The 23,498-nt window shown below is 61.9% G+C and carries 22 protein-coding genes; 10 read left to right on the top strand and 12 right to left on the bottom strand.

Annotated elements, in window-relative coordinates; all coding sequences use genetic code 11:
- Nucleotides 1-219 precede the first annotated feature (219 nt).
- Nucleotides 220-1,167, top strand: a complete 948-nt coding sequence (locus SHEL_RS15185; RefSeq protein ID WP_012797253.1) for a hypothetical protein — start codon at nt 220-222, stop codon at nt 1,165-1,167.
- A gap of 64 nt (nt 1,168-1,231) precedes the next feature.
- Here SHEL_RS15185 and SHEL_RS00345 read toward each other — a convergent pair whose 3' ends face one another.
- Nucleotides 1,232-2,005 (bottom strand): SDR family NAD(P)-dependent oxidoreductase, encoded by a 774-nt coding sequence (locus tag SHEL_RS00345; protein WP_012797252.1) that lies wholly within the window; start codon nt 2,003-2,005, stop codon nt 1,232-1,234.
- A 699-nt stretch (nt 2,006-2,704) separates the two neighbouring features.
- Between SHEL_RS00345 and SHEL_RS00340 the strand changes: the two genes are divergently transcribed.
- Nucleotides 2,705-3,670: a radical SAM protein gene (locus SHEL_RS00340; protein WP_012797251.1), complete on the top strand. Its 966-nt coding sequence runs from the start codon at nt 2,705-2,707 to the stop codon at nt 3,668-3,670.
- 118 nt (nt 3,671-3,788) lie between these two features.
- Here the strand turns inward: SHEL_RS00340 and SHEL_RS00335 are convergent, their stop codons facing one another.
- The 5 genes from SHEL_RS00335 to SHEL_RS00315 form a co-directional block, all read right to left on the bottom strand.
- Entirely contained in the window at nt 3,789-4,373 is a 585-nt protein-coding gene (locus tag SHEL_RS00335) for a flavin reductase family protein (protein WP_012797250.1), read from the bottom strand.
- 30 nt (nt 4,374-4,403) lie between these two features.
- Entirely contained in the window at nt 4,404-4,919 is a 516-nt protein-coding gene (locus SHEL_RS00330) for a flavin reductase family protein (protein ID WP_012797249.1), read from the bottom strand.
- Between the two features lie 256 nt (nt 4,920-5,175).
- Nucleotides 5,176-5,739 carry a TorD/DmsD family molecular chaperone gene (locus SHEL_RS00325; RefSeq protein ID WP_050749487.1) on the bottom strand — a complete coding sequence of 188 codons (564 nt, stop codon included), beginning with the start codon at nt 5,737-5,739 and terminating at the stop codon, nt 5,176-5,178.
- Nucleotides 5,727-6,062: a molybdopterin-dependent oxidoreductase gene (locus SHEL_RS15180; protein ID WP_269471202.1), complete on the bottom strand. Its 336-nt coding sequence runs from the start codon at nt 6,060-6,062 to the stop codon at nt 5,727-5,729. Before SHEL_RS15180 ends, SHEL_RS00325 begins: the two co-directional genes overlap by 13 nt.
- A 49-nt stretch (nt 6,063-6,111) precedes the next feature.
- A complete protein-coding gene (locus tag SHEL_RS00315) occupies nt 6,112-6,429 on the bottom strand; it encodes a twin-arginine translocation signal domain-containing protein (RefSeq protein ID WP_041422425.1) in 318 nt (105 codons plus the stop codon).
- A gap of 256 nt (nt 6,430-6,685) precedes the next feature.
- Between SHEL_RS00315 and SHEL_RS14070 the strand changes: the two genes are divergently transcribed.
- On the top strand, nt 6,686-7,303 hold the full coding sequence (locus tag SHEL_RS14070) for a TetR/AcrR family transcriptional regulator C-terminal domain-containing protein (protein ID WP_012797247.1): 618 nt from the start codon (nt 6,686-6,688) through the stop codon (nt 7,301-7,303).
- Between the two features lie 6 nt (nt 7,304-7,309).
- Here the strand turns inward: SHEL_RS14070 and mazG are convergent, their stop codons facing one another.
- The 4 genes from mazG to SHEL_RS00290 form a co-directional block, all read right to left on the bottom strand.
- Entirely contained in the window at nt 7,310-8,143 is an 834-nt protein-coding gene (gene mazG, locus SHEL_RS00305) for a nucleoside triphosphate pyrophosphohydrolase (RefSeq protein WP_041422424.1), read from the bottom strand.
- Between the two features lie 291 nt (nt 8,144-8,434).
- Nucleotides 8,435-9,247: a PDDEXK family nuclease gene (locus SHEL_RS14065; RefSeq protein WP_126513852.1), complete on the bottom strand. Its 813-nt coding sequence runs from the start codon at nt 9,245-9,247 to the stop codon at nt 8,435-8,437.
- Nucleotides 9,248-10,004: 757 nt separating this feature from the next.
- Entirely contained in the window at nt 10,005-10,193 is a 189-nt protein-coding gene (locus SHEL_RS00295; RefSeq protein WP_012797244.1) for a 4Fe-4S binding protein, read from the bottom strand.
- A gap of 196 nt (nt 10,194-10,389) precedes the next feature.
- Nucleotides 10,390-10,815 (bottom strand): hypothetical protein, encoded by a 426-nt coding sequence (locus SHEL_RS00290; protein ID WP_012797243.1) that lies wholly within the window; start codon nt 10,813-10,815, stop codon nt 10,390-10,392.
- A gap of 100 nt (nt 10,816-10,915) precedes the next feature.
- Here SHEL_RS00290 and SHEL_RS00285 point away from each other — a divergent pair, with 100 nt between their 5' ends.
- From SHEL_RS00285 to hypD, 5 genes are all read left to right on the top strand, one after another.
- On the top strand, nt 10,916-11,170 hold the full coding sequence (locus SHEL_RS00285) for a hypothetical protein (RefSeq protein WP_012797242.1): 255 nt from the start codon (nt 10,916-10,918) through the stop codon (nt 11,168-11,170).
- Nucleotides 11,171-11,173: 3 nt separating this feature from the next.
- The gene (nikR, locus tag SHEL_RS00280; protein WP_012797241.1) at nt 11,174-11,692 is read left to right on the top strand and encodes a nickel-responsive transcriptional regulator NikR; all 519 of its coding nucleotides are present in this window, start codon (nt 11,174-11,176) and stop codon (nt 11,690-11,692) included.
- A 67-nt stretch (nt 11,693-11,759) separates the two neighbouring features.
- Nucleotides 11,760-14,117, top strand: a complete 2,358-nt coding sequence (gene hypF / locus SHEL_RS00275; protein WP_012797240.1) for a carbamoyltransferase HypF — start codon at nt 11,760-11,762, stop codon at nt 14,115-14,117.
- Between the two features lie 48 nt (nt 14,118-14,165).
- On the top strand, nt 14,166-14,399 hold the full coding sequence (locus tag SHEL_RS00270) for a HypC/HybG/HupF family hydrogenase formation chaperone (RefSeq protein ID WP_012797239.1): 234 nt from the start codon (nt 14,166-14,168) through the stop codon (nt 14,397-14,399).
- A gap of 4 nt (nt 14,400-14,403) precedes the next feature.
- Complete coding sequence (gene hypD, locus SHEL_RS00265) at nt 14,404-15,483, top strand: hydrogenase formation protein HypD (protein ID WP_012797238.1); 1,080 nt, start codon at nt 14,404-14,406, stop codon at nt 15,481-15,483.
- A gap of 116 nt (nt 15,484-15,599) precedes the next feature.
- Here hypD and rlmKL read toward each other — a convergent pair whose 3' ends face one another.
- Nucleotides 15,600-17,789 (bottom strand): bifunctional 23S rRNA (guanine(2069)-N(7))-methyltransferase RlmK/23S rRNA (guanine(2445)-N(2))-methyltransferase RlmL, encoded by a 2,190-nt coding sequence (gene rlmKL, locus SHEL_RS00260; protein WP_012797237.1) that lies wholly within the window; start codon nt 17,787-17,789, stop codon nt 15,600-15,602.
- A gap of 652 nt (nt 17,790-18,441) precedes the next feature.
- Nucleotides 18,442-19,854, bottom strand: coding sequence for a TrpB-like pyridoxal phosphate-dependent enzyme (locus SHEL_RS00255; protein ID WP_012797236.1), 1,413 nt, complete (start codon nt 19,852-19,854; stop codon nt 18,442-18,444).
- A gap of 780 nt (nt 19,855-20,634) precedes the next feature.
- Here SHEL_RS00255 and hypE point away from each other — a divergent pair.
- Both hypE and SHEL_RS00245 read left to right on the top strand, forming a co-directional pair.
- Nucleotides 20,635-21,660 (top strand): hydrogenase expression/formation protein HypE, encoded by a 1,026-nt coding sequence (gene hypE / locus SHEL_RS00250; RefSeq protein WP_012797235.1) that lies wholly within the window; start codon nt 20,635-20,637, stop codon nt 21,658-21,660.
- A gap of 90 nt (nt 21,661-21,750) precedes the next feature.
- On the top strand, nt 21,751-23,484 hold the full coding sequence (locus SHEL_RS00245) for a glucose-6-phosphate isomerase (RefSeq protein WP_012797234.1): 1,734 nt from the start codon (nt 21,751-21,753) through the stop codon (nt 23,482-23,484).
- Nucleotides 23,485-23,498 lie beyond the last annotated feature (14 nt).

Raw genomic sequence — 23,498 nt, 5'->3', positions numbered from 1 at the left:
GCGTAAATAGTATAATCCAGATAATAAATTCTGCCTATATTGTAAGGTTTAGCTGGTTATAATAAAAAGCCATAAGGCAAATCATCGTCTGCCAATGCTGATGAGCTGCCGTTTCTGCTTATAGTGAACCACCTTTCATACGGATGCAGGCGCGCAAAGGGGAGCGCGACGCCGTGCATCGCCATATGCACTTGACAGCGCAGGGGGAAGGAAACCGCCATGGCAGATAAAACCATTCCCATGGATAGCCAGGACGCTTCGACAGAAAAGCCCGCCGAGCTGGAGCAGGTCCTCAACGACGACATCGCAGCCGCGGAAGACACGGCCGAGAATGAGGCTCCCCAGGAAAAGAAGCCTCGCCGATTGGCCGTCAAGGGCGTAGCCATTGCCGCTGCATGCCTTTTGGCAGGGGGCATCGGCATCGCCGCCAATGTCGCGAACAGTCCCCAGGAAGCTGGCAACGCGGCGGAAAGCGCAGCTTCGAAAACCCTGTCCGACGCCGCTTCCGACGACGCCGACAAAACCGGCAAAGTCGACGCGAAGGACACCAAGTCGGACAAGAACGCCAAGGACGACAAGGCCTCCGACGCCAAGGACGACAAAGATTCCGACGAAAAGGATGCCGCCGACAAGGATAAGGAAGACACCGTCGGCGCGAAGAAGGACGCTGTCGAATCGAGCGACAAGAAAACCGAAGACGCCAAGGCTAGCAGCGACGATTCCGACCAGGATGATTCTTACACCCAGAGCAATTCCTCGAGCAAGAACAGTTCCTCGTCCAGCAGTTCTTCGGCAAGCAGCTCCTCGTCCAGCAGCAGCTCTTCGTCCAGCAGCTCTTCGACCAGCAGCAAGCCGGCTGAAAAGCAGAAGGTCTGGGTAGAGCCCGTGTATCAAGAGGTCTACCACGAAGAAGAGGGCCATTGGGAAACGCAGTATGTAGAGACCGGCCAGGTGGTCTGCAACTGCGGCGCCATATTCGACTCCGTTGCAGACCAGAAGGCGCATCAGGACGCCTACATCGCGGAGATGCGCCAGATCAATCCGAATTTCCAATGCACCGGCGACCACATGCTGTCCGGGTATTACTCCGAACCGGTTGATGTCTGGGTGGTGGACTCCCCCGCCTGGACCGAGCAGGTCTTGGTCTCCGAGGGCCACTGGGAATAACCCCGAGGAAACGGAACGGGGCCTGTGACTTCCGGCCCCCGAACAATGCGGACGAGGTGCGTCGTTAGATGACGACGTGGCCGCAGTCGATGACGACTTCGGCACCGCACATAGTGGCGGACTCGTCGCTGGCCAGGAACAACACGCCCTGGGCGATGTGCTCGGCCGTGGAGATATGCGGCGGCAGCGGGTTGTTGGCCTCGACGCGGGCCGCGATAGCCGGGTCGTTCTGGAGGGACTCACGCAACATGGGAGTCTCGATGGGGCCAGGGAACACGCTATTCACACGAATGCCCTTGCCGGACAGCTGGAATGCGGCATGGCGGGTCAGCGAGCGGGCCGCGCCTTTGGATGCGGAGTATGCGGGGTCCCAACCGTCGGCGTCGCCGGACACCATGGAACCGATGGAGTTCACGTTGACGATGGAACCGCCGCCGTTCTTCTCGAAGTACGGCGCGATGGTTTGGATGCCGAAGAGCTCGCCCACGACGTTGATCTTCATGACGTTCATGAAGCTGTCCTCGTCGATGTCCATCAGGTACTTGCCAGAGGTGACCGATGCGTTGTTAACCAGAATGTCCACCTTGCCGAACCTGGCGACGGTATCCTCGATCACGCGCTCCCACTCGTCGCGCTTCGAGATCTCGTGCTGCATGGCGACCATCTCGAACTCGGGATGCTCCTCCAGCACCGCGGCAAAGGCCCTCTCGACCTTTTCGACGTGACGCCCGGTGCCGACCACCTTGGCTCCCTCCTCGGCGAACAGGCGAGACACGGCAAGACCCAAACCCTGGCCTGCCCCCGTTACAATGGCAACCTTACCTTCAAGTCGATTCATAGCCTGACTTCCTTTCTGCATGAATGCCCTTTTGACATGCCCATATGGAAGCGCGTGGACGCAAACGGCATCCGTCTTCCAACGCACACGTTATCGCGGTTACCAAAGAATGTCGCCGTACATTCCGCCGAAATGCACGGTGCTGAAACATATGGGTCGAATTGTTTCAGTTTTGATGCTGATAATGATGCGCGGGTCGCCCATGAGACCAGGGTGCGGGGACCGACTTGCATCTGGGCCGCTCATGGCAAGCACGGCACGGGTTCAGTTGGCGAAATCGCCAGATTCTGCACCAGAATCGAAGTTGTGCATTCTGTTTCGGGCGCATGCTTCAAATTCGGGGGTTGCGTCGGAATCCCACCTGGGAAAACGCTACGGCGGCAGGCCTCGATTCACGCAAGGGAATGCACAACTTTAAATCTGGTGCAGATTGCGGCAGATTCGCCAACGCAACCAGCTGCTTCTTGCCCACGCATCCGATGCGCCGCCACATTCGTTGGCGTTACAAGCACATCGTCAACAAACGTAGCATCCTCAGGTTGCCCGCATCCCTCCTCCTTGTAGTATGCGTACGGGTAACAGATTCTTTACGCGCGGACTCTGCTCGTTATGCGGCTGCGCTGCATAGTAAAATAAGCACGTCAATGATTCATTTCATCATCAGGGCCGACCGAGAAAGGTAGTCGTAAGGAGGCCGTCATGAGTTACCACGGAGTCATCTGCGGAGTCGTTGAAGAACGCTTCACCTACAAGCTGCCGGTTGCCAAAGGGTGCCCCTACAACAAGTGCGCGTTCTGCGACTTCTACAAACACATGACCTATCGCGAAATCCCGCTGGAGGACATCGAGGCCGAACTGGCCCGCGTCAGCAACGCCGGCGGCAAGCCCGAGCGCATCATGCTGGGCGACGGCAACCCGTTGTGGCTGCCTTTCGACCGCCTGAAGAAGATCGTCGAGATGATCGAGCACTACTTGCCGTCCTGCACCACGCTGTGCAGCGACGCGTCGGTGCTCGCCATCGAAAGCAAGACCGACGACGAGCTGGCCTGGCTGGCCCGACACGGCTACCGCATGGCCTATGTGGGCATCGAAAGCGGCCTGGACGACGTGCTCGAGTTCATGGACAAGGACCACCTCAACGACCAGGCTCGCGAGCAGATCGCCCGCCTGCATAAGGCCGGCATCGACTTCGGCGCGCACATCATCACAGGCGCCGCCGGCAACGGCCGCGGCATCGAGAACGCCCGCGCAACGGCCGCACTCATCAACGAGCTGCGCCCCGTGCACATCTGCGACTTCTCGTTGTACGTGGCATCCGTTACCGAGCTGGGCCTGAAAGAGGAAGACGGCGAATTCGTGCGGGCCTCAATGCTCGAGAACATGCGCGAGATGCGCGAGTTCGTCAGCCTGTTGGACGAGGATCTCGACCTGTTCTTCGAGGGGTACTTCAGCGCGTTTTTGCGCAAGCCCGAAGGCAAGGGCGTCGGCCCCGGATCCAAGGTAATCGTGAACACTGCCGGAGAGTTCGTGCGCAAGAGCCTGCTGCTCAAGGGCGACCTGCGCACCGAGCGGGAGAACATCCTTGCGGGCCTCGACGGCTACATTAAGTCTACGGAGGAATTCGAGAGCGGGCTCGAACCCGCCACCGAGCAGGGTGTCGCCTAACGCCGCTTCTGGCAGCAGATACAAACAGGGACCGGGGCTTTAACCCCGGTCCCTTTGCATATGCGGCGTTTTGCCTGATGGATGCGCCAAGCGGCATGGCAACGGTTCCGCGAGCCGCCTACGCCTCGACACCTTGGTCGAACTCTCGTTTCATCTGGGCGCCGACCCTGAATGCATCCGAAACCTTGCCGCCAAGCTCCAAGTAGCGGTGCTGCTCCTCGTCGTAGATGATGGGGTTCAGCTTCTCCAGCACAATGCGCCCGCGCTCGTTGAGGATGGCCTCGTCGGCCAGAATCCGCTTCACCTCGCCGGTGATCTGCGCGTGGCTGCCCACCGTGACCATGTGGACCACCTCGCACTCAAGCGAATACGGCAGCTGGTCGATCACGGGCGCGTGCACCGTTTTGGCCTCGGTTGTGGTGAATCCGACGTTGGCCAGCTTGTCGGTGTTATGCCCCGATTCCACTCCCAGGTAATCGGTTTCCCGCACCTGGTCCACGCTGGGAAACCCCACCACGAACGCGTTGCTCTCACGGATCGCCTCCAGCGTCTTGCGCTTCTGGAACGCGTTGATCGCAATGGTGACGCAGGGCGGCTCGTGGCTGCTGGGCATGTAAAACGCCAGCGTGCAGGCCTGCGGCTTGCCGTCGCTGTCATAGGCGGACGCCACAACGGTCTGCGTCGGCGCTACCATCGCGCGCATCCTGAGCTCCTTTTTCGCCATGCCGGCCCCCTAGTCCTCGATCATGTACGCGGCCACGATCTCGCCGTAGTAGGCGATGTGGTCGTCGTTCTCGACGGAATAGAACTTGCTGCGGATGCTCTCCGGCAGCCTGGACGCATCCTGCTCCTCGCGGTACAGCACACGGCACTCCAGCGTCAGCGGGTATTCCTTGATGCCCGGAACGGACACCACTTCAGGCTCCACCAACGTAAGCCCGGCCGCCTCGATCTTGTCCATGTCGCGGCCGCTTCGCGCACCGCAAATGGCGAAGGCGTTGCGCTCGTATCCGTTGACCGGGACGTTCACCGTGAACTCAGGATTGGCGTCCAGCATCTCGCGCGTGTAACGGCTGTCGCGCACGTACGCGATGAACACCGGCAGTTCCCACACCCGGCCGATGTGGCCCCAACCGATGACCATGGAATTCACCTTGTCGCCGTTCTTCGTGGTCAGAAACGCCCCGCGACGCAGCGATTTCGTGACGACGTCGGCGCAGTCGGTGTAGTTCAACTTCTTCTTGTTCATGTGGCCGGCTCCTTCGCAGGTCGTGTTCGCGGCTCCCACGGAGGAGCCGTCTCTTGCTTGTTGCCGGTCATTATATAGATAGAAAGCCCCGTTCTCTTTAACCGTATGAATACCGTAATAAATGCAGAACGCTGCTTTTTGACGCGCGCGGAAGCCGCCTTTTCGCTTCACGACGCTGCCGGACGAGACCGCCTGCAGACGTAGAATGGGCCGGGATGCGTATGCAGGGTTGCATCCCGGGCCGTTCTGCTACGAGTTATCGGACCGTGGCCTCGACGAAAGCTGCCATCGTCTGCGCCACCGTCGCATAGAGGGGAGCCTTGCCCTTGTCGCGAACGTCTTCGGCGAAGAACGGCGCCCATGCGCTCAGGTGATCATGGGTGAACTGAACCGCATCGGCCTCGTGCTTGGAGGCCGCATCGATGTCGCCAGCCTGGCAGGCCTGCAGCGCTTCGGCGGTCAGAGCCGCGATAAAGTCCAGCTCAAGCGCCAGATGATCGTCCGGCACATGCGGATAGCGCTGCGGGATGAACCCATGGGCTTTGTATGCGTTGCGCACGCCCAGCGTCGTCGCCGTCATAACCACGCACTTGTTGTCGCGGTACACCGATTCCCAAGGCGGCGCGGTGTCGGTGCCGGGGCGGACGCGAATCCACTTGGCGTGGAAGTGTGCTGCGGTGGGGTTGAACTCGGGTCCCACATAGACGAACTGGGTGCCGGCCTGTTTGGCCTCGTCGAACGCGTAGGTGTACGTTCCGGGGCTGGCCCATGCCTGGTTGCAGCCGTACAGCACGATGTAGTCGGCGTTCACGAAGTCCATGCGGTCGTTGGACTCGCCGATGCCGTTGAGCGGCGTGCGATAACGGGGTCGGAATACATCTGGCAGCTGCCGAAGGACTCGGTGCTGCTGGAGGCCAGGCCGCCGCCCACACCGTTGATGCAGTTGGCAATCTGGCCGAAGGCCGTTGCGGTGCCGGCGTACAGGATGGAGCGGTTGCCGTACTTGTCGATGGTGTTCTTGAGCTGGTCGGCGATAGTCTGGAACGCCTCGTCCCAGCTGATGCGCTCCCATTCGTCCACACCGCGAAGCTCGCCGTTAGGGGCGTCCGGGCTCCAGTTCTTGCGCTTCATGGGATACTTGATGCGATCGACGTTGAAAGTGTCCTGCTGCTTGGAGCGACCGCGCGGGCAGCTACGGACGGCTCCAGCTGTCTTCGGTGGTGTCGTCGGTCTTCTGACGAATCACAACGCCGTCCTGCACGAACACCTTGTTCTCGCAGAAACCGCCGCAGTTGGCGTTGCACACGATGGGAATCCACTCGCCACCGGAATTGGGATCCAGGTCCACATCAGGCGAAACGTACGATGCGGCTTCTCCGGTCGCAGCAGCGTCGGTCTTCTCGACCTTCGTTTCAGGCTGGCAGCCGACGAGCGAAAGGCTCGCGAGCGCCGCGGCGCTGGCCGTTACGAACGAACGCCTGCTGACTGCGTGAGCTTCATGCTTTTCCACAATGTCCCCCCTTTGTTCAACCAATCGGTCTTCGCAGGCCTACGAAAGGTTCTCGCACCCTTCTTTCCCCAGGTCATCTGCGAACAACACGGATAATAAAAGGGGGGTGTCTGAACAAAAACAGAGACAGCACCGACGGTGCTCCCATAGTGAAACAGACCCCGCAATCTGTTTCAGAAAAAGAAATTGAAATGGCAATCTGGGCTGCATTACCATAAATAGCGTGATGAGACGTTGACGCACCAAGGAACGCAGCATGGGGAAGAATCTGCCGGAAGCCGAAAACGGACACGAGGAAAACCTGCGAGATAGCAGCACGAACACGGATAGCGACCGCGTGCTTGTGACCAAGCGGGCCGTGTTCCTTGCGCTTTGCGCCCTGGTGGAGGAACGCGACTTCAGTGCCATCACCGCCAGCGACATCATGAAGCGGGCGGGCGTTTCACGATCCACGTTCTACCGTTGCTTCGCAGATAAATACGACGTCGTGAACTGGTCTTTCAAGCGTTACAAGAATATCCGCATCCAGGACGTCGAACAATACCATGATTTCTCGACGGCGCTGTATGCCCAGCTTCTGCATCTGAAGGAATACCGCACCTGCTACGCGTCGGCGCTTCGGTATCTGGGGCAGAATTCGCTGCGCGACTACATGTTCGAGGCCAACGACGAATACATGTTGGAATGCTGGCACGCCGAGCACGGCCCCGACGAGGTGTCGCTTGAGAAGCGCGTCATGATTCGCTTCGCGGCAGCCGGATGCTCCAAGGTGGTTGAGCAGTGGGTTCTTGGCGGCTGTGTCGAGGAGCCGCAAAGCGTGGTGGACGCCCTTGTGGCAACCATACCTACCGAGGTGCTGGAAACGCTCTTCTAACAGGGACTATTCACGTTCGTGGCGCTTTGCCTGCTGCCACAGATCTTCGAGCTCTTCGCCGGTCAGCTCGGCGATGTCGCGCCCTTGCGCCCACGCCGCGCCCTCCATGAACGACCAGCGGCGACGGAATTTGTTGTTGGATTGGCGCAGCGCCTCTTCCGCATCGAACCCCGACCATCGCGCCACGTTGACCAGGGCGAACAGCACGTCGCCGAACTCGAGCTGCGCGTCTTCGGGCGTTTCGGCAGTCTTGAACTCCTCAATTTCTTCGGCCACTTTGGCCCACACGTCATCCACGCTTTCCCACTCGAAGCCCACGGCCACGGCCTTGCGGGATATCTTCTGGGCCTGCAGCAATGCCGGAAAGCTGGTGGGCACGCCGTCCAGCAGCCCCTCGCGCTTCTCGCCCGGCGCCTGCGCCTGGGCGTCTGACGTGGCCCTTTCCTCCATCTTGATGCGCGACCACAGCTTATTGACCTCTTCGGGCGTGTCGGCGGCCGCGTCGCCGAACACGTGGGGATGCCGACGGATGAGTTTCTCGTTGATGCCGCGACACACGTCGTCGATGGTGAATTCGCTGTTGTCCTCGGCGATCTGCGCCTGCAGCACCACCTGCATGAGCACGTCGCCCAGTTCCTCGCACATGTGGGGCACGTCGTTCGCCTCGATGGCATCCACCACCTCGTACGTCTCCTCGATGAAGTTGTTCGCGATGCTCGCGTGCGTTTGTTTCTTGTCCCACGGACAGCCGTGGTCGGGGTCGCGTAGCGCGGCGATGGTCTTCACCAGCGCGTCGAAGTCTTCGCAGCGGTCGCTGTGGATGGGCATTGTATCTGGCATGTCTGTCTCCTTCGTGGTTTCGACCACTGTACCACGACTGCGGCGCCCGCGCCCAACCCCTATACGCCCGATGCCGCGCGACACCAGCCTACTGCGTTGGCGAATTTCCCGATTTTTGCATCAGATTCGAAGTTGTGCATTGCGACGTCCGGAAAGCCGGCAGCCGTCGACGCGTTTGCCCAGGTCGGAAATCTCGAGACGGCACCAAAAACGCGAAGGCGCCGATATTTGAATGCACAACTTCGAATCTCGTGCAGAAATCGACCAAAACGCCAACGCAACAGCCTGCAGTCACCACCCGAAGAGCTCGGCTCGAAGCCTCCGCTGCTCGGGCCCCAGGCAAAATCCGTCATCAGGCGTGCGCCGCCCCATTGCCTTGGCTACATCCACAGCGGTTTTATGCAGTATGAACGGGTCTTTCAGGCGTTCCCATGTAATGACGACGACCTTGTACCCCATGCGCTCCAACGCGGCCATCTTTTCGATATCGTCGTCGTCGCACGCGGCGCCGGCATGATAACCCTTGCCGTTGGCCTCCATCACCAGCTTATGCTCGGGATAGCAGATGTCGCAGCGATAATCTGGAGCCTCCCCTGGCTGCGGGCTCTCGTTTACAATCTTGCAGTTCAGCCGCGGCGTGCCGTAGCCGTATCCCCCGTACCGATGAGGCAGGTAAAACGACATCGTCGAGCCTGTCTCCAAAAACGACGCCGAGCAGTCCAGCACGAACGCAGCCGCCCGACGAGCCAAAGTTAGCCCTTGAACATTTTTGAGCTTGTCGATGTAGTTGTTCAGCCTTGCCGCCGTAAGCACCGGAGGCAATTCGTATTTCTCGTCCACCGAATCGACTTGACAATACGATCCGCAGAGCTCAAACCCTAAAGCGACAAGCTGCACGAACGTCAACTCCTGCGCCATCTGCACAAACACAAGCTCGGGCGCGCACACCTGCAACCCGTCGCCAAGGGAAACGAAAGACCCTACCGGCAAATCCGCCTTGCACACGTGAGTGTTGACGGAGCTGCCCCATCGACGATCGTTGGGGTCTTTTACCAGGATGTCAACCTTCCCTTCGATTCCGAGGTAACGACACTCTTCAACCATACCGTCCCAATCCTGGCCGCAGGGCTGTGCAAAATCGAGCACCGCCCTCGACCTGTTTAGCTTGGGCTTTAACCCTAAGCCTCTATACCAGCTCGCAAACGGCGCATGCATCAGGTTGTGCGGATCGCCGACGCGCATGCTCCGAATGCATGTCAGGGCGGATTGGTGGCTGAGGGTGTACGCCTTTTTTCGTTTGGGATTCATACGTCTCTATCCTTTCGTCGCAAGCTTCCACATAGGCCGATCGCAAACCACGCGAATCGGTGAGGCTACAGGATAGATATGGCCGAGCGACGTTCAAGACCCCTGGCAAAAATCGGTCGAAATTGAGGGAGTGTCTGAATTTTGCCTGAACAGAGCCTGAATCCAGCCTGAAGTCCATCTTATTTTTCGGGTGAATCGGCGGGGTTTTGCGGCGATTTACAGGCGATGCCGACTATTTCGTGGAATCCGCCTCCGCGCGTCGTTTTGCGGATTCGCTCCTTTTTGCATCAGATTCGAAGTTGTGCATTCCGACGTCCGGAAAGCCGGCGGCCATCGACGCGTTTGCCCAGGTCGGGAATCTCGAGACGGCACCAAAAACGCGAAGGCGCCGAAATTTGAATGCACAACTTCGAATCTCGTGCAGAAATCGGCCAGAACGCCAACGCAAAGGCATTCGACCGCCGACGAACGCCTCCCCAAACGCAGGGAACCCCACGCCGAAGCGCGGGGTTCCCGTTCATTTCGTATGCGAGCTTAGGCTCGAAGCACCGGATTAGTCGTCGACGATCTCGGTGATGCAGCCCATGGGGCATTCTTCGACGCACTCGCCGCAGCCGATGCAGTTGTCCTCATTGGCGATGGTGACGGTGCCACCCTGAATGTCCAGAACCTCCTGGGGGCAAGCATCAACGCAGATGCCGCAGCCGATGCATTCATCAGTTTCGAGTACAGGATGAGCCATAGTATTTTCCCCTTTAAATCGAATCGTTAATCAATATCCAAACCGCCGTCCCGCGGCTGTATTGGCACGTCTGCAAAGTATCACAGACCCACAGGAATGCAACTGAAATAAGGTAACAAAACCCCGAACGGCAACGCATCTCCGCAGGTTAGACGGGGTTAACTTTAGAACAGAGTCCCTTCGTTCGGACAATGTCTCACGCGTGGCTGGCCTTGAGCGTCTTCAGCAACGCCCAGTTGCGCTGCTTGAGTTTCGGCTGGTCCATATCCTCCTCGAAGGAAGCGAACGCCGCATAGGGGCGCCCCAGCAGCGTGCCGTGGTCGTCGAGCGCAAGCTCGCAGCGGTAGGCCTCCCCCAGCACCGACGCGGCGTCGCGTCCCACCACCACAAGCGCCATAGGGTCCAGCGCCTCCACCAGGGCAATCACCTGACCTGGCTCCAAGGCTGCAAGGTTCGCGTGGCAGACCTGGTCGTACTCCAGCCGCCTGAAGGACGCCTCCAGAGCCGTGCGCACCACGTCCGCCAGCTGCCCGACGTAGACGACGCAGGCGAAGGCATCGGGGTCGCCGTCGACGGCATGCCCGAAGGGAGCCAGCTGCTCCGCCTTCGCTTGTGAATACATATTACTTTTTGCCGAAAAATTCACACCGTCACCTCACGCGAGCACTATACTCTGCACATAAAGAATGGTACCTCAACATACACCGAGATAGGAGCCAATCATGTGCACCAACGGAATCAATACCGGCCAGTTCGAGCAGATGATCGAGCAGATTGAAGACCACGTCAAACTGGAGCGCCGCTGGTCCCACAAGCTCGCCCACATGGCGGGTGACGCCGGCTTCGCCAACGTGTCCGAAAAGCTGCATGAGGTCCAAGCGGCCCTCGACGACGTGCTGGCTCTGTTGGACGAAACCACCGACGCACTGGAAGACGACGCCGAAAACGCCGGCGGCGTCACTGTTGAACTGGTATAGCGCATGGGCCAGGACCTTATGAGGTTCTCGGTGGCGATGCCCGAGGACCTGTTGATGGATTTCGACAAGCTGGTCGCCACCCGCGGCCTGGCGAAGAACCGCAGCGAAGTCGTGCGCGACCTGGTGCGCGACGCGCTGGCCGAGCAGTCCTGCGACCGTCCCGGCGAGGAGGTCATGGGCACGCTCACCATCGTGTTCAACCACCATACCAACGACGTGCGCGAGAAGCTGGACAGCATCCAGCACGACTACCTCGAACAGATCGTGACGTCCGTACACGTGCACATGGACCACGAGCTGTGCATGGAGGTCATCATCCTGCGCGGCGAAAACGACGTGGTCCGCACCATATCAAACCGCATCGTCGGCACGAAGGGCGTGCTCCACGGCAACCTTTCGATCACGTCCACGGGGAACAATTTCCTTGGGCTGGGCAGCGCCGGCGACACGAGCGGCACGGGCTCCCACCCGCATAGCCACGGGGGCAAGCCCCACGTGCACGTGAAACCCCGCAGCATCTAGCTGGCTGCAACATCGAACACTGCGGGGCGGGCCGGGCGGCTCGCCCTTGCCAACTTGAAGGAGAGGCATGCTTGACGCACTCGACATAGAGGTCCACGGCGTGGTGCAAGGCGTCGGCTTCCGGCCGTTCGTCTACAAAGCCGCACGTCGGAACCTTATTTCGGGCTGGGTGCTCAACGCCACGTCCGGCGTGTTCATCCATGCCGAGGGCGAATCCGACCACGTGAACTCCTTCGTCATGGAGCTTTCGGAAAACGCCCCGGCGGCGGCCAATGTGAAGGAGATCCTGCTCAAGGAGGTGCCGCTGGAAGGGTTCACCACCTTCGAGATCCGCTTCTCCGAGGAAGAGGACGTGCCGGAAACCACGCTGGTCTCCCCCGACCTCGCCACCTGCGACGATTGCGTGGCCGAGCTGTTCGACCCCGCCAACCGGCGCTACCACTACCCCTTCATCAACTGCACCAACTGCGGCCCGCGGTTCACCATCATCAACGGGCTGCCCTACGACCGCGCCGCCACGTCCATGGCGGGCTTTCCCATGTGCCCCGACTGCGCCCGCGAATACGCCGACCCCGAGGACCGGCGGTTCCACGCGCAGCCCGACGCCTGCTTCGACTGCGGGCCGCACATCTATTGGCGCGCGTCCGGGTCCGACGAACGCGAATGGGGACTTGACCTGGCCTCGAGCGATGCGATTGTCGAACGTGCCGCCCAGTGTCTGCGTCAGGGCCGCATCCTGGCCATCAAGGGCCTGGGCGGGTTCCACCTGGCTTGCGATGCCGCCAACCCCGAGGCGCTGGCCGAGCTGCGGCGCCGCAAGCGCCGCGAGGGCAAGGCGTTCGCGGTCATGGTGCCGAACCTGGATGCGGTGCGCGCGGTATGCCACGTGTCGAAGGCCGAAGAAGACCTGCTCACGGGCTCGGTTCGGCCCATCGTCCTGTTGAAGAAACGCGCCGAGGCCACCTTTGCACCGGGGCTGTGCGACAAGCTGCCCGAGCTGGGCATCATGCTGCCTTACACCCCGCTGCAGCACCTGCTGCTGGCGGCGTTCGGCGGCATGCTGGTCATGACCTCGGGCAACCTGCACGACGAGCCCATCCAGACCGACGACGAGGAAGCCTTCGCCAAGCTGGGCGGCATAGCCGACGCGTTCATCGGCAACGACCGCCCCATCGTGACGCGCTTCGACGACTCCGTGGTCCGCGTGATTCAGGTGGGCACGGCGGGCGACGCGCTGCAGATGGTGCGCCGCGCCCGCGGCTACGCGCCCATGCCGGTGCCTCTGAAGCGTCACGCCGCCGAGGGGCAGAAGCTGGACACGGTTTTTGCAGCCGGGCCGGAGCAGAAGAACACGTTCTGCCTGCTCCGGGGCGAGGACGCTTTCGTCAGCCAGCACATCGGCGACATGGAGAACGCCGAAACCTTCGACGCCTGGCTGGACGCCAAGGCCCGATTCGAGCGGCTGTTCCAGGCGACGCCCGACCGCATCGCCTACGACTTGCACCCGGAATACCTGGCCAGCAAGTGGGCCCTCGAGCAGGCGGCCGCTGGCGCCGCCGCCGAGCCGGTGCAACACCACCACGCGCATATCGTCTCGGTCATGGCGGAAAACGACCTGACCGACGCCGTGATCGGCGTGGCCTTCGACGGCACGGGCTACGGCGTGGACGGGCGCATCTGGGGCGGCGAGGTCATGATGGCCAACCGCCAGGATTTCGAACGGTTCGCGAACTTCGCCTATGTGCCCATGCCGGGCGGAGCGGCCGCCGTCAAACACCCCGACCGCATGGCCTACGGCTTCCTTTGGACCTATGACCTGCTGGAACATCCTGCGGCGCAACCGATGCTCGAAGCCATGGGCCAGCAGGCCGAACTGTGCGGCACCATGATCGACCGCGGGCTGAACACGCCCATGACATCCAGCGTCGGCCGAATGTTCGACGCACTGAGCGCCATCTGCGGCGTGTGCACCGAGCCGCTTTACGAAGGCGAAGCCGCCATTTTGTTCGAAGCCGCCATGAACGGCGTGCAGACCGACGAGGCATACGCCATCGATGTGGTGAAGAACACCGCGGGTGAGGGAAGCACCGCCCATAACACCAGCGTGGTGCTGTTCGACGCCGAGCCGCTGTTCCGCGGCGTGCTGGACGACCTGGCCGCAGGCGTGGGAGTGGAGACGATTTCCGCCAAGGCCCACAACGCCTTGGTGGCAGCCGTGCTGCAGATCTGCCTGGTAGCCAACGCCGCTTACGGAGTTTCCACCGTGGCGCTGGCCGGCGGCGTGTTCATGAACCGCTATCTTATCGAGCACACCACCGCAGCCCTCGAATCCGCCGGATTCACCATCGCGATCAACCGCGAGCTGCCGCCCAACGACGGCGGCATCGCGTACGGACAAGCCGCCGCCGCGGCCGCCCGCCAGTAAGAAACGGGCGTCGGGACCTTCCCTTCGCCTTTCGGATAGGAGTTAGCCATGTGCCTTGCAATACCCGCCCGCGTGACCGAGCTGGGCGAAAACAACCTGGCCACCGTGGACATCCTCGGCGTGACCCGCGAGGTCTCGCTGGACCTGACGCCTCAGGCCGCCGTGGACGACTTCGTGCTGATCCACGCCGGGTTCGCCATCGAGGTGGTCAGCGAGGAGGACGCCCAGATCACGCTGGACCTCATCAAGCAGATGCCCGAACTCGCGGACGATTTGGCGTGACATCATGGTCGATCTGAACAGCTTCCGCGACCCTGAGCTTGCAAAGGGCCTGATCAAGTCCATAAACGCCTTCGCACCCGAACATGCCACCCTGATGGAGGTCTGTGGCACCCACACCGTTGCCATCGCCCGCAACGGCATCCGCAACCTGATGCCCGAAGGCACCCGCCTGGCGTCCGGCCCGGGGTGCCCCGTGTGCGTGACCGCCAACGTCGACATCGACATGGCCATTTCGCTATGCCGCGTGCCCGACGCCATCATCACCACCTTCGGCGACATGACCCGCGTGCCCGGCAGCACATCTTCCCTCAACAAAGAGAAGGCCGACGGCCGCGACATACGCATCGTGTACTCGCCGCTGGACGCGCTCAAAATCGCCCAGGAGAACCCCGAGCGCCAGGTCATCTTCATCGGCGTCGGCTTCGAAACCACCACGCCGCTGGTGGCCATGGCCATCAAGCGCGCGAAGGCGGCCGGGCTCAAGAACTTCAGCGTGTTCGCGGCGCACAAGAACATGCCGAACGCCCTGGACGTCATCATGAGCGACCCCGAGCTGCAGGTGGACGCGCTCATTTTGCCTGGTCACGTCAGCACCATCATCGGTATGGAGCCCTACAGGTTCCTGGCCGAGAAATACCACATTCCCGGCGTCATCTCCGGCTTCGAGCCGGTGGACGTGCTGGCCGCCATCGCCATGATCATGCGCCAGCTTCACGAGGGGCGCGCCGAGATCGAAAACGCCTACGGACGCGGCGTCATGCCCCAGGGCAACCCCGTGGCCATGGCCGCCATCGACGAGGTGTTCGACACCTGCACCGCCACCTGGCGCGGGCTTGGCCCCATCGAAGGCAGCGGCTACCGCATCCGCCCCGAGTTCGCCGACTTCGACGCAGCCCTGCGCTTCGATCCGCCGGTGGAGCCCACCCGCGAGCATCGCGGCTGCCGCTGCGGCGATGTGCTGCGCGCCCGCATGGCCCCCGACGAGTGTCCGCTGTTCCGCAAGGTGTGCACCCCCGAAAACCCCGTGGGCCCCTGCATGGTGAGCTCCGAAGGCTCCTGCGCCGCCTACTTCCGCTACTACTAGCAATGTGTCAGTAGGGACGTTTCCGATTGGCACATTTTTGTGTCAGTAGGGACACATCTCCAGCCAACCGCCTGCCAACTTAAAAGAGGCAAGGACACCGACCCTTGCCTCTTTCTTTATTCGTGGCCAATCAGGAAAGCCCGGTGAATCTTCGGCGTGCGGGTGAAATCGTGGCCGATGGTGTCTGCGGTAATGTCCTGCGCCGTTAGACCGTGGCCGCCGAAAGCCTTGTCCGACAGATTGAACCTGCGATCATGGCAGGTCAGAACCAGTTTTCCTTCGGGCGACAAGATGCGTACTATTTGTTGGATTACAGACATGTGGTCGGCAATCAAATCGTGGCTGCGAGACGAAGGGAATGCCGACAGGTCGCAAAACACCAGGTCGTACGTGCGGCCAGCTCGCGCTTCGCGGCGAGCCCAATCCAGAGGGTCGTCGCACACCAGGTCGTGCTCGCGGCCACGGAATCCGTTGACATAAAGAGCGTGATCGGCCTGCTCCAGGAATGGATCGGCCGGGTCCACCGTCACGGTGCTTACGGCGCCGCCAGCCGCGGCATACACCGAAGGCGCCCCGCCATGGGCCAGCAAGCAGGCAAAACGCTTGCTGGCGGCATGGGCGCGCAGGAGTTCCCTCACAGGACGCATGTCCAGCGGCAAACCGCACTCGCGCTGCGAGGCGATATCCATGTCGAACACGAAATCCGACTCGCGCACGTCGACCCACACCGGCTCTGCGGCCGGGCGGCTCTTCTCCTGGCGAGCACGCTTGCAAAACACCCGCTCACGCGGCACATCCAACACGGCGGAAACAATGGCCAGACCGTCGAAAACACGGCGGTTCGCCCGGTCGGCATCCACGTTCGAGCCGGCGCGATGCTCCTCCACACGCACCAGCAGCCCGTCGTCTTCGGCGCTGCGGAACACGTCGACCGAAAACGCGTATTCGGGCAGGTCGGCGTCGTAGACTCGGTAACTGTGCACCCCGGCTTTGCGGGCCCACTTGGCGCGCTCCTTGGCCACTTTGCGAAAACGTGCGGCGAACTGCTCGCTTGCGCCTTCGGCCACTGGCACAACGGAATCGGACCCAGACAGCGACGGGATTGAAAGCCTCGCAGCTGCCTTGCCCAAATCGTATATGCGAAGGCTCGTGTCCAGCGGGCCGTTGTGGCAGGCAATCGACCGCTCAGGCATACGCCCCAGCCCCGTATCGACTCCCTCATCAGGCGAAATAATAGCCAGCTGCCACCCGCCACCAAGCTTAGCCGTGGCGCTGTCCAACGCAGCATACACCTGCGAAAGATCCTCGCCCGAAAGCAGGCGATGCCCGTAGGGCGGGTTGCACGCCACAAGCCCGCCGCTCAAACGGCGACCCCGCTTCAGGTGCGTGCCCAAGTTCGCGGCATCGTCCACGTAGAACTCGATAAGCTCTGCCACCCCGGCGCGCTCGGCGTTGGCCCGCGCCACAGCAACGGCTTCTTCATTCATGTCACCTGCGAGAATGCGAACGCCCGACTCCCAAGCGGGCACGCGCGCCGCCTCCGCTTCGGCCACAAGCCTCTCCCACGCCGCAGGGTCGTGGGGCATATACGCCGTAAAGCCCCAGCGGTTGCGCAGCAGGCCGGGCGCGGCGCGGGTGGCGATCAGCGCTGCCTCGATGGCCAGGGTGCCGCTGCCGCACATGGGATCGGCGAATCCCATGCCGTCGGCGACCATCGAATCCCAGCCGGCCGCCAGCAGCATGCCTGCGGCCAGCGTCTCCTTTAAAGGTGCCTCAGTCTGCACGCCCGGCTCGCGGTAGCCGCGCTTGTGCAGCACGGGACCAGCCAGGTTCAACGAGATGGTGGCCTTGTCACGATGCAGCAGGATGTCGACCGAGAAATCGGGGTCGGAGCCGTCCACGTCGGGACGCGCCCCGCGCTCGGCGGCCAGCCGGTCGCACACGGCATCTTTCACTTTCAGGGCTGTGAACTGGGTGTTCCGCAAGTTTGAATTCTGACCCGTGGCGCGCATGGCAATGGTGGCGCCCGGTGCGACCAGCGTCTCCCAGGGCAGCGCGCGCACGCCGTCGTACAGCGCATCGGCGTTGCGGGCGCTCACGCGGCCGAGCACCAGCTGAACGCGGGTGGCCACGCGGCTGTGCAGGCACGCGCGCAGCCCGTCCTCGTAGGCGCCGAAGAACGCGACGCCTCCGTGAAGCGGCCTGACCCGACGGCACCGAATCTGCGTCAGCTCCGCTGCCAGCTGGTCCTCGAAACCGCTGGCGCAGCGTGCGAAAAACTCTAGTTGGTCGGCGCGTTCGGGCATGTCGGGCTCCCATCGAAAACCGGCGTCAGCCGCCGGCGAAAGTCAAAAACAGTAGCCCGTATGATACGGGTTGCAGCAGTGTGCGCGGTCCCACGCCGCGCCGAATCCGCTGGAACGCCTTTAAATCCTGCAGGACCAATGTGAATGGGGACGCATTGCGCGGCGTGCTCCACCACATTTCAAACCCGTTGGAGGTAGGATAAGCGCGTTTTTTGCATCACCATGCGCGTTCGGCATTCGGATTCGGTGGTTTTAACCACATTGAGAGGCCCAAACGGCCTTTAGATGTCGAACACCTGGGTTGCAGCCCCCTTTCCCAGTACCCTGAATGCAAAAAATGCGCGTTTCCTACCTCCGGGGTCTTCCAGATGTTGCAGCAGCGCCCTCGACCGCCCCAACCAAGCGTGGCATTGTCTCATTTTTGCGGAACGGACCGAACACGGCCATTCCGCCGGCTTTAGAAGGCGTGCGCCCGAACCCGGAGCACCCCGGGCAAGAATCGCGCCAAACCCGAAGAACGCCCTCCAGCAACAACGCCGGAGCATTTCCCTATCCATATAGAAGGAGGGCGACGCGATGCCGCCCTCCTCTTGCCTGGCGATAGGCCCTATGCTGCAGGCTCGCCGCCCTCCCTTTGCTTGGCGATTGGCGCCTATGCCACGGGTGCGCCGCCTGCGTCCTGGATGCCGGGCACCGCAGGAATGGTGGCAAATCCGCGCTCCAGCTCCTCGTCGGTGGGAACGTGGTCGACCATGGTCCCGTTGTTGAACGCCTCATAGGCCGTCATGTCGAAGTACCCGGTGCCGGTCAGGCCGAACAGGATGACCTTCTCCTCACCGGTTTCGGCGCACTTGCGGGCCTCTTCCATGGCGACGCAAATGGCATGAGCGCTTTCGGGCGCGGGCAGGATGGTTTCCAACTTGGCGAACTCTTCGGCCGCCGCGAACACGTCGGTCTGTTTCACGCTGACGGCGTCCAGGTACCCGTCATGCTTCAACTTGGAGATGATAGGGCTCATGCCGTGGTAGCGCAGGCCGCCGGCATGATCGGGGCTGGGAATGAACCCGTTACCCAGCGTGTACATCTTGACCAGCGGGCAGGTCTGGCCCGTATCGGCGAAGTCGTAGGCGTAGCGGCCACGGGTCAGGCTCGGGCAGCTCGCGGGCTCCACGGCGATGAAACGCGTATCGGGCTTTTCGCCGGTCAGCTTGTCACGCATGAACGGCGCGATCAGGCCGCCCAGGTTGGAGCCGCCGCCAGCGCAGCCGATGACCACGTCGGGATATTCGCCCAGCTCATCAAAGGCAGCCAGGCTTTCAAGACCGATGATGGACTGGTGCAGCACCACCTGGTTGAGCACGGATCCCAGCTGGTAGCGACCCTTGTTCTCGGGAACATGCAGCGCGCGCTCCACGGCCTCGGAAATGGCGGTGCCCAGCGATCCGGAACGGTTCGCCTCGTCGGCATACATCTTGCGGCCGATTTCGGTTTCCTGTGAAGGCGACGGCGTGACCTGGGCGCCGAAGGTCTGCATGACGGAACGGCGGAAGGGCTTCTGCTCGTAGGATGCGCGCACCATGAAGACGTCGCAGTTCAGCCCGTAGTGCGCGGCTGCCTCGGACAGCGCGGTGCCCCATTGGCCGGCTCCGGTCTCGGTGGTGATGGTGGTCAACCCCTGCTCATGGGCGTAGTAGGCCTGGGCCAGCGCCGAGTTCAGCTTATGCGAGCCCGACGTGTTGTTTCCCTCGAACTTGTAGTAGATCTTGGCCGGCGTGCCCAGGGCCTTTTCCAAGTTGTACGCACGGCACAGCGGGCTGGGGCGGTACACCTTGTACATCTCGCGGATTCCCTCGGGGATGTCCACGTAGCGCGTCTCGTTGTCGAGCTCTTGGCGGACCAGCTCGTCGGCGAACACGGGTGCCAAGTGCTCGAACTGCGCCACTGTGCCGTCGGGCAGACGCATGGGCTCGGGCGGCTCGGGCATGTCGGCGCGCAGGTTGTAATACTGCGTGGGAATCTGGTCTTCGCGCAGGTAGATGCGGTAGGGGTTCTTCTGGTTTTCCATGGTGGGTTCCTTTCCTGTCTGTCAGCTGGATTGCGTACGATGCTTCACTCGTGGAGCTGTTGCCAGGCAGGCGAAAGAAGGTGTCTGGCAACGAAAAAGCTCCCGGTTTACCGAGAGCTCATGAGTGCCAAACAATGTGAACAAGCGCTTCGGTAAACCTATCTGCCCTTGTTCCACCACCAACGACGATCGGCGCCGAAGGCGCTTGCGATCAGGTTCATGTTCGTCATGGTGGTCATTCTTGTTGCCGATCCCTTTCTGGTCGAACTGTTGGAGACATGGTAAACGCTTTACCAGACTAAAGCAAGTATCATTTTTGAAATATTTTGCCGCAAGGGCGTTCCGTCCGCGTCGCGAAGCCTCGGCGACGGCCCCACCCCTGTGACGCAAATCGGAACACCTCGTCCAACGTCCCCTGCTGCCATATGGCGCGCTGCCGCCTCGCCTGGCCCACCACATTTCAAACCTGTTGGAGGTAGGAAACGCGCGTTTTTTGCATCGCCATGCGCGTTCGGCATTCGGATTCGGTGGTTATAACCATATTGAGAGGCCCAAACGGCCTTTAGATGTCGAACACCTGGGTTGCAGCCCCCTTTCCCAGTACCCTGAATGCAAAAAATGCGCGTTTCCTACCTCCGGGGTCTTCCAGATGTTGCAGCAGCGCCCTCGGCCGTCCCAACCAAGCGTGGCATTGTCTCATTTTGACGGAAAGCACGGTTGCGCCATGCCATTGGAGTATCATTTTCAGCAGCAAACAAAGCCGCAAGAAAGAGGGTACCCATGAAGGACGAAACGGTATTGCTGGGCCACGGGTCCGGCGGAACCATGATGAAGCGCATCATCGACGACGTGTTCGCCGCCTCCTACGGGTCGGAGGAGCTGGCCCAGGGCAACGATGCGGCAGTGCTGACGGCTCCCGCCCCAGGTGAGCGCCTCTCCTTCTCCACGGACACCTTCGTGGTCACGCCTCATTTCTTCCCCGGCGGCGACATCGGCCGCTTGGCCGTGTGCGGCACCGTCAACGACGTCGCAACCAGCGGAGCCGAGGTCAAGTACCTCTCCGTGGGCATGGTGCTGGAAGAGGGCTTCCCCATGGAGGAGCTTCAGCGCGTGTGCGCTAGCATCAAGACCGCAGCCGAAGAGGCAGGCGTGCATGTGGTCACCGGCGACACCAAGGTGGTCAACCGCGGGCACGGCGACGGCGTTTACATCAACACCGCCGGCATCGGGTTCATCCCCGAGGGCCGCAACCTGTCCGGCGCGAATTGCCAGGTGGGCGACGTCATTCTGATCTCCGGCACGCTGGGCGACCACGGCATCACGGTCATGAGTCAGCGCGAGGACCTGTCCTTCTCCACGGACCTCAAATCTGACGCGGCGCCGCTCAACCACCTGATCGCCGACGTGCTGGCGGCCGCGCCCGACGCGCGGTGCTTCCGCGACCCCACCCGCGGCGGCTTGGCCTCCACCCTCAACGAGCTGGCCGAACAGAGCGGCGTGGACATGGTGGTCCGCGAAAACGACGTGCCCGTGAAGCCCGCCGTGCTGGGCGCCTGCGAAATGCTGGGCTACGACGTGTTCCAGGTTGCCAACGAGGGCAAGATGGTGTGCGTCGTGCCGCCTGAACAGGCCGAAGCCGCCTTGGCGGCCATGCGCGGCAACGTCTACGGCGCCGACGCGGCCATCATCGGCCAGGTGGAAGCAAGCAAACCAGAACGCGGCAACAAGGTGTTCCTGGAAACCGGTTTCGGGAGCAGGCGCATCTTGGACATGCTCGTCGGCGAACAACTGCCCCGCATCTGCTAACGCCGCACACTACCTGCCGCCGTTGCGGTATTATTGAGCACATCCCCAGTTGAAGGCCCAATAGGGCGCCACATAGGAAAAGAGGACTCCATGCTCTCCTGCGATTGCAATGGTTCGTATCCCTCCGCGCAACGCCTTGTCGACAACAAGGTGGCTAGTCGCGTGCACGCCAAAGACGGCGGCCTGTACAATTTCGCCGAAGGCATGCCCGAAGCCGCGGGCAGCTTCATGGGCTGGGCCACGCTGGCCAGCCAGCCGCCGGTATCCATCGAGGCGATCAAGGCCTTCGCCAAGCAAGTGCGTGCCGAAGGATACACGTCGTGCCTGCTAATAGCGCAGGGCGGCAGCTCCCAGGCACCCATGACCATCACCAAATACAACAAGGGCGACCGCTATCACTTTAAATTCCACGTGCTGGACAACGTGTCGCCCGTGCGCATGCACGCCCTGACCCACAACCTGAATTTCGAGAAGACCCTGGTGCTGGTGTCCAGCAAATCCGGCGGCACCATCGAAGTGCGCTCGAACCTGAGCATCGTGTATCGCCTGTTCACGGAGGCGTTGGGAGAAGACGCGCCGCAGCATTTCGTGGCGATCACCGACCCGGGCACGCAGCTTGAGACCCGCGCCTTGGACGAGGGCTGGCGAGCCGTGTTCAGCGGCGAACCCACCGTGGGCGGACGGTTCAGCGCGCTGTCGGTGTTCTGCCTGGTTCCGGCTGCACTCATCGGGCTGGACCTGGATCAGGTCATCGAGAAGGCCCGCGCCGCCGAGGCCGCCTGCTCCGCCGACAGCCTGGACAACCCCGCCATCGGCTTGGCCTCGTTCATGTACGACTCCATGCTCGAGGGTCGCGACAAGTTCAGCCTGATCACGCCCAAGCGCGCCCGTACCTTCGGTCTGTGGATCGAGCAGCTCGTGGCCGAAAGCGTCGGCAAGAACGGCAAGGGCATCCTGCCGAACATCGAGTTCGACCCGCTGGTGCTGAGCATCGACCACGGCGACCGCACGGTGATTCCCTACCTGGTCGAGACGCCGCTCGACGATGAGCGCGAGAACTTCCAGCTCGGCCTGGACCGCATCGATCCGGCATACCCGCGCCGCACCTACGAGGTGACGGATGTTACCGACCTGTTCGCCCACTTCGTCATGTGGGAATACGCCACCGCCATGGTGGGTTGGCTTATGGAGCTCAACCCCTTCGACCAGCCCGACGTGGCTCTGCCCAAGGCCGCCACGCTGGATATCCTGAAGTCCGGCATGCCGCAGCCCAGCTTTACCGAGACGTTCCTCGGCGGGATTGACCTTGGCAAAGTCGAAGTCACCTGCAGCCCCGCCGTGGCCGCTGACAACCTGCACGACGCGCTGTACAACCTGTTCGCATCCATCGAGCCCGGAGACTATTTCGCCTTCGACGCCTTCGTGCCCTTCACCGGCGACAACCGCCGCGAGGCGCTGGAGGGCATCCGCCGCCTGGTAGCCTCGGAGCTGAACGTAGTGTCTTGCCTAGAACTGGGCCCGCGCTATCTCCACTCCACCGGCCAGCTGCAGAAAGGCGGCACCAACAACGGTGTCTTCCTGGTGGTTTCGACAGGCGAAATCGACGATATCCCGCTGGAGGGGCTGGAGGCCGCATCCCTCGGCGAGCTGGCGAAAGCCCAGGCCGCAGGCGACACCGCCATCCTGATCGACCGCGGACGGCGCGTGGTGCACCTGCATCTGCCCGACAACGCCGGCATCACGCTGCGCCTATTGGAAAAGGCCGTGACCGACATCGTCTTCGAGCTGAAATCCGGCACCCGCACCGGCATCTGGAACGCATAGCCGCCAATCCGAAC

The organism is Slackia heliotrinireducens DSM 20476, assembly GCF_000023885.1.
Lineage (GTDB): Bacteria > Actinomycetota > Coriobacteriia > Coriobacteriales > Eggerthellaceae > Slackia > Slackia heliotrinireducens.
Note: the sequence above shows the minus strand (reverse complement) of the source record. Positions and strands in the feature narration are given on the sequence as shown.

What these genes read in the sequence shown, in the direction of transcription:
- SHEL_RS15185 (WP_012797253.1), top strand. Translation starts at nt 220, where the DNA reads ATGGCAGATAAAACCATTCCCATGGATAGCCAGGACGCTTCGACAGAA.
- SHEL_RS00345 (WP_012797252.1), bottom strand. Translation starts at nt 2,005, where the DNA reads ATGAATCGACTTGAAGGTAAGGTTGCCATTGTAACGGGGGCAGGCCAG.
- SHEL_RS00340 (WP_012797251.1), top strand. Translation starts at nt 2,705, where the DNA reads ATGAGTTACCACGGAGTCATCTGCGGAGTCGTTGAAGAACGCTTCACC.
- SHEL_RS00335 (WP_012797250.1), bottom strand. Translation starts at nt 4,373, where the DNA reads ATGCGCGCGATGGTAGCGCCGACGCAGACCGTTGTGGCGTCCGCCTAT.
- SHEL_RS00330 (WP_012797249.1), bottom strand. Translation starts at nt 4,919, where the DNA reads ATGAACAAGAAGAAGTTGAACTACACCGACTGCGCCGACGTCGTCACG.
- SHEL_RS00325 (WP_050749487.1), bottom strand. Translation starts at nt 5,739, where the DNA reads ATGGACTTCGTGAACGCCGACTACATCGTGCTGTACGGCTGCAACCAG.
- SHEL_RS14070 (WP_012797247.1), top strand. Translation starts at nt 6,686, where the DNA reads ATGGGGAAGAATCTGCCGGAAGCCGAAAACGGACACGAGGAAAACCTG.
- mazG (WP_041422424.1), bottom strand. Translation starts at nt 8,143, where the DNA reads ATGCCAGATACAATGCCCATCCACAGCGACCGCTGCGAAGACTTCGAC.
- SHEL_RS14065 (WP_126513852.1), bottom strand. Translation starts at nt 9,247, where the DNA reads ATGGTTGAAGAGTGTCGTTACCTCGGAATCGAAGGGAAGGTTGACATC.
- SHEL_RS00295 (WP_012797244.1), bottom strand. Translation starts at nt 10,193, where the DNA reads ATGGCTCATCCTGTACTCGAAACTGATGAATGCATCGGCTGCGGCATC.
- SHEL_RS00290 (WP_012797243.1), bottom strand. Translation starts at nt 10,815, where the DNA reads ATGTATTCACAAGCGAAGGCGGAGCAGCTGGCTCCCTTCGGGCATGCC.
- SHEL_RS00285 (WP_012797242.1), top strand. Translation starts at nt 10,916, where the DNA reads ATGTGCACCAACGGAATCAATACCGGCCAGTTCGAGCAGATGATCGAG.
- nikR (WP_012797241.1), top strand. Translation starts at nt 11,174, where the DNA reads ATGGGCCAGGACCTTATGAGGTTCTCGGTGGCGATGCCCGAGGACCTG.
- hypF (WP_012797240.1), top strand. Translation starts at nt 11,760, where the DNA reads ATGCTTGACGCACTCGACATAGAGGTCCACGGCGTGGTGCAAGGCGTC.
- SHEL_RS00270 (WP_012797239.1), top strand. Translation starts at nt 14,166, where the DNA reads ATGTGCCTTGCAATACCCGCCCGCGTGACCGAGCTGGGCGAAAACAAC.
- hypD (WP_012797238.1), top strand. Translation starts at nt 14,404, where the DNA reads ATGGTCGATCTGAACAGCTTCCGCGACCCTGAGCTTGCAAAGGGCCTG.
- rlmKL (WP_012797237.1), bottom strand. Translation starts at nt 17,789, where the DNA reads ATGCCCGAACGCGCCGACCAACTAGAGTTTTTCGCACGCTGCGCCAGC.
- SHEL_RS00255 (WP_012797236.1), bottom strand. Translation starts at nt 19,854, where the DNA reads ATGGAAAACCAGAAGAACCCCTACCGCATCTACCTGCGCGAAGACCAG.
- hypE (WP_012797235.1), top strand. Translation starts at nt 20,635, where the DNA reads ATGAAGGACGAAACGGTATTGCTGGGCCACGGGTCCGGCGGAACCATG.
- SHEL_RS00245 (WP_012797234.1), top strand. Translation starts at nt 21,751, where the DNA reads ATGCTCTCCTGCGATTGCAATGGTTCGTATCCCTCCGCGCAACGCCTT.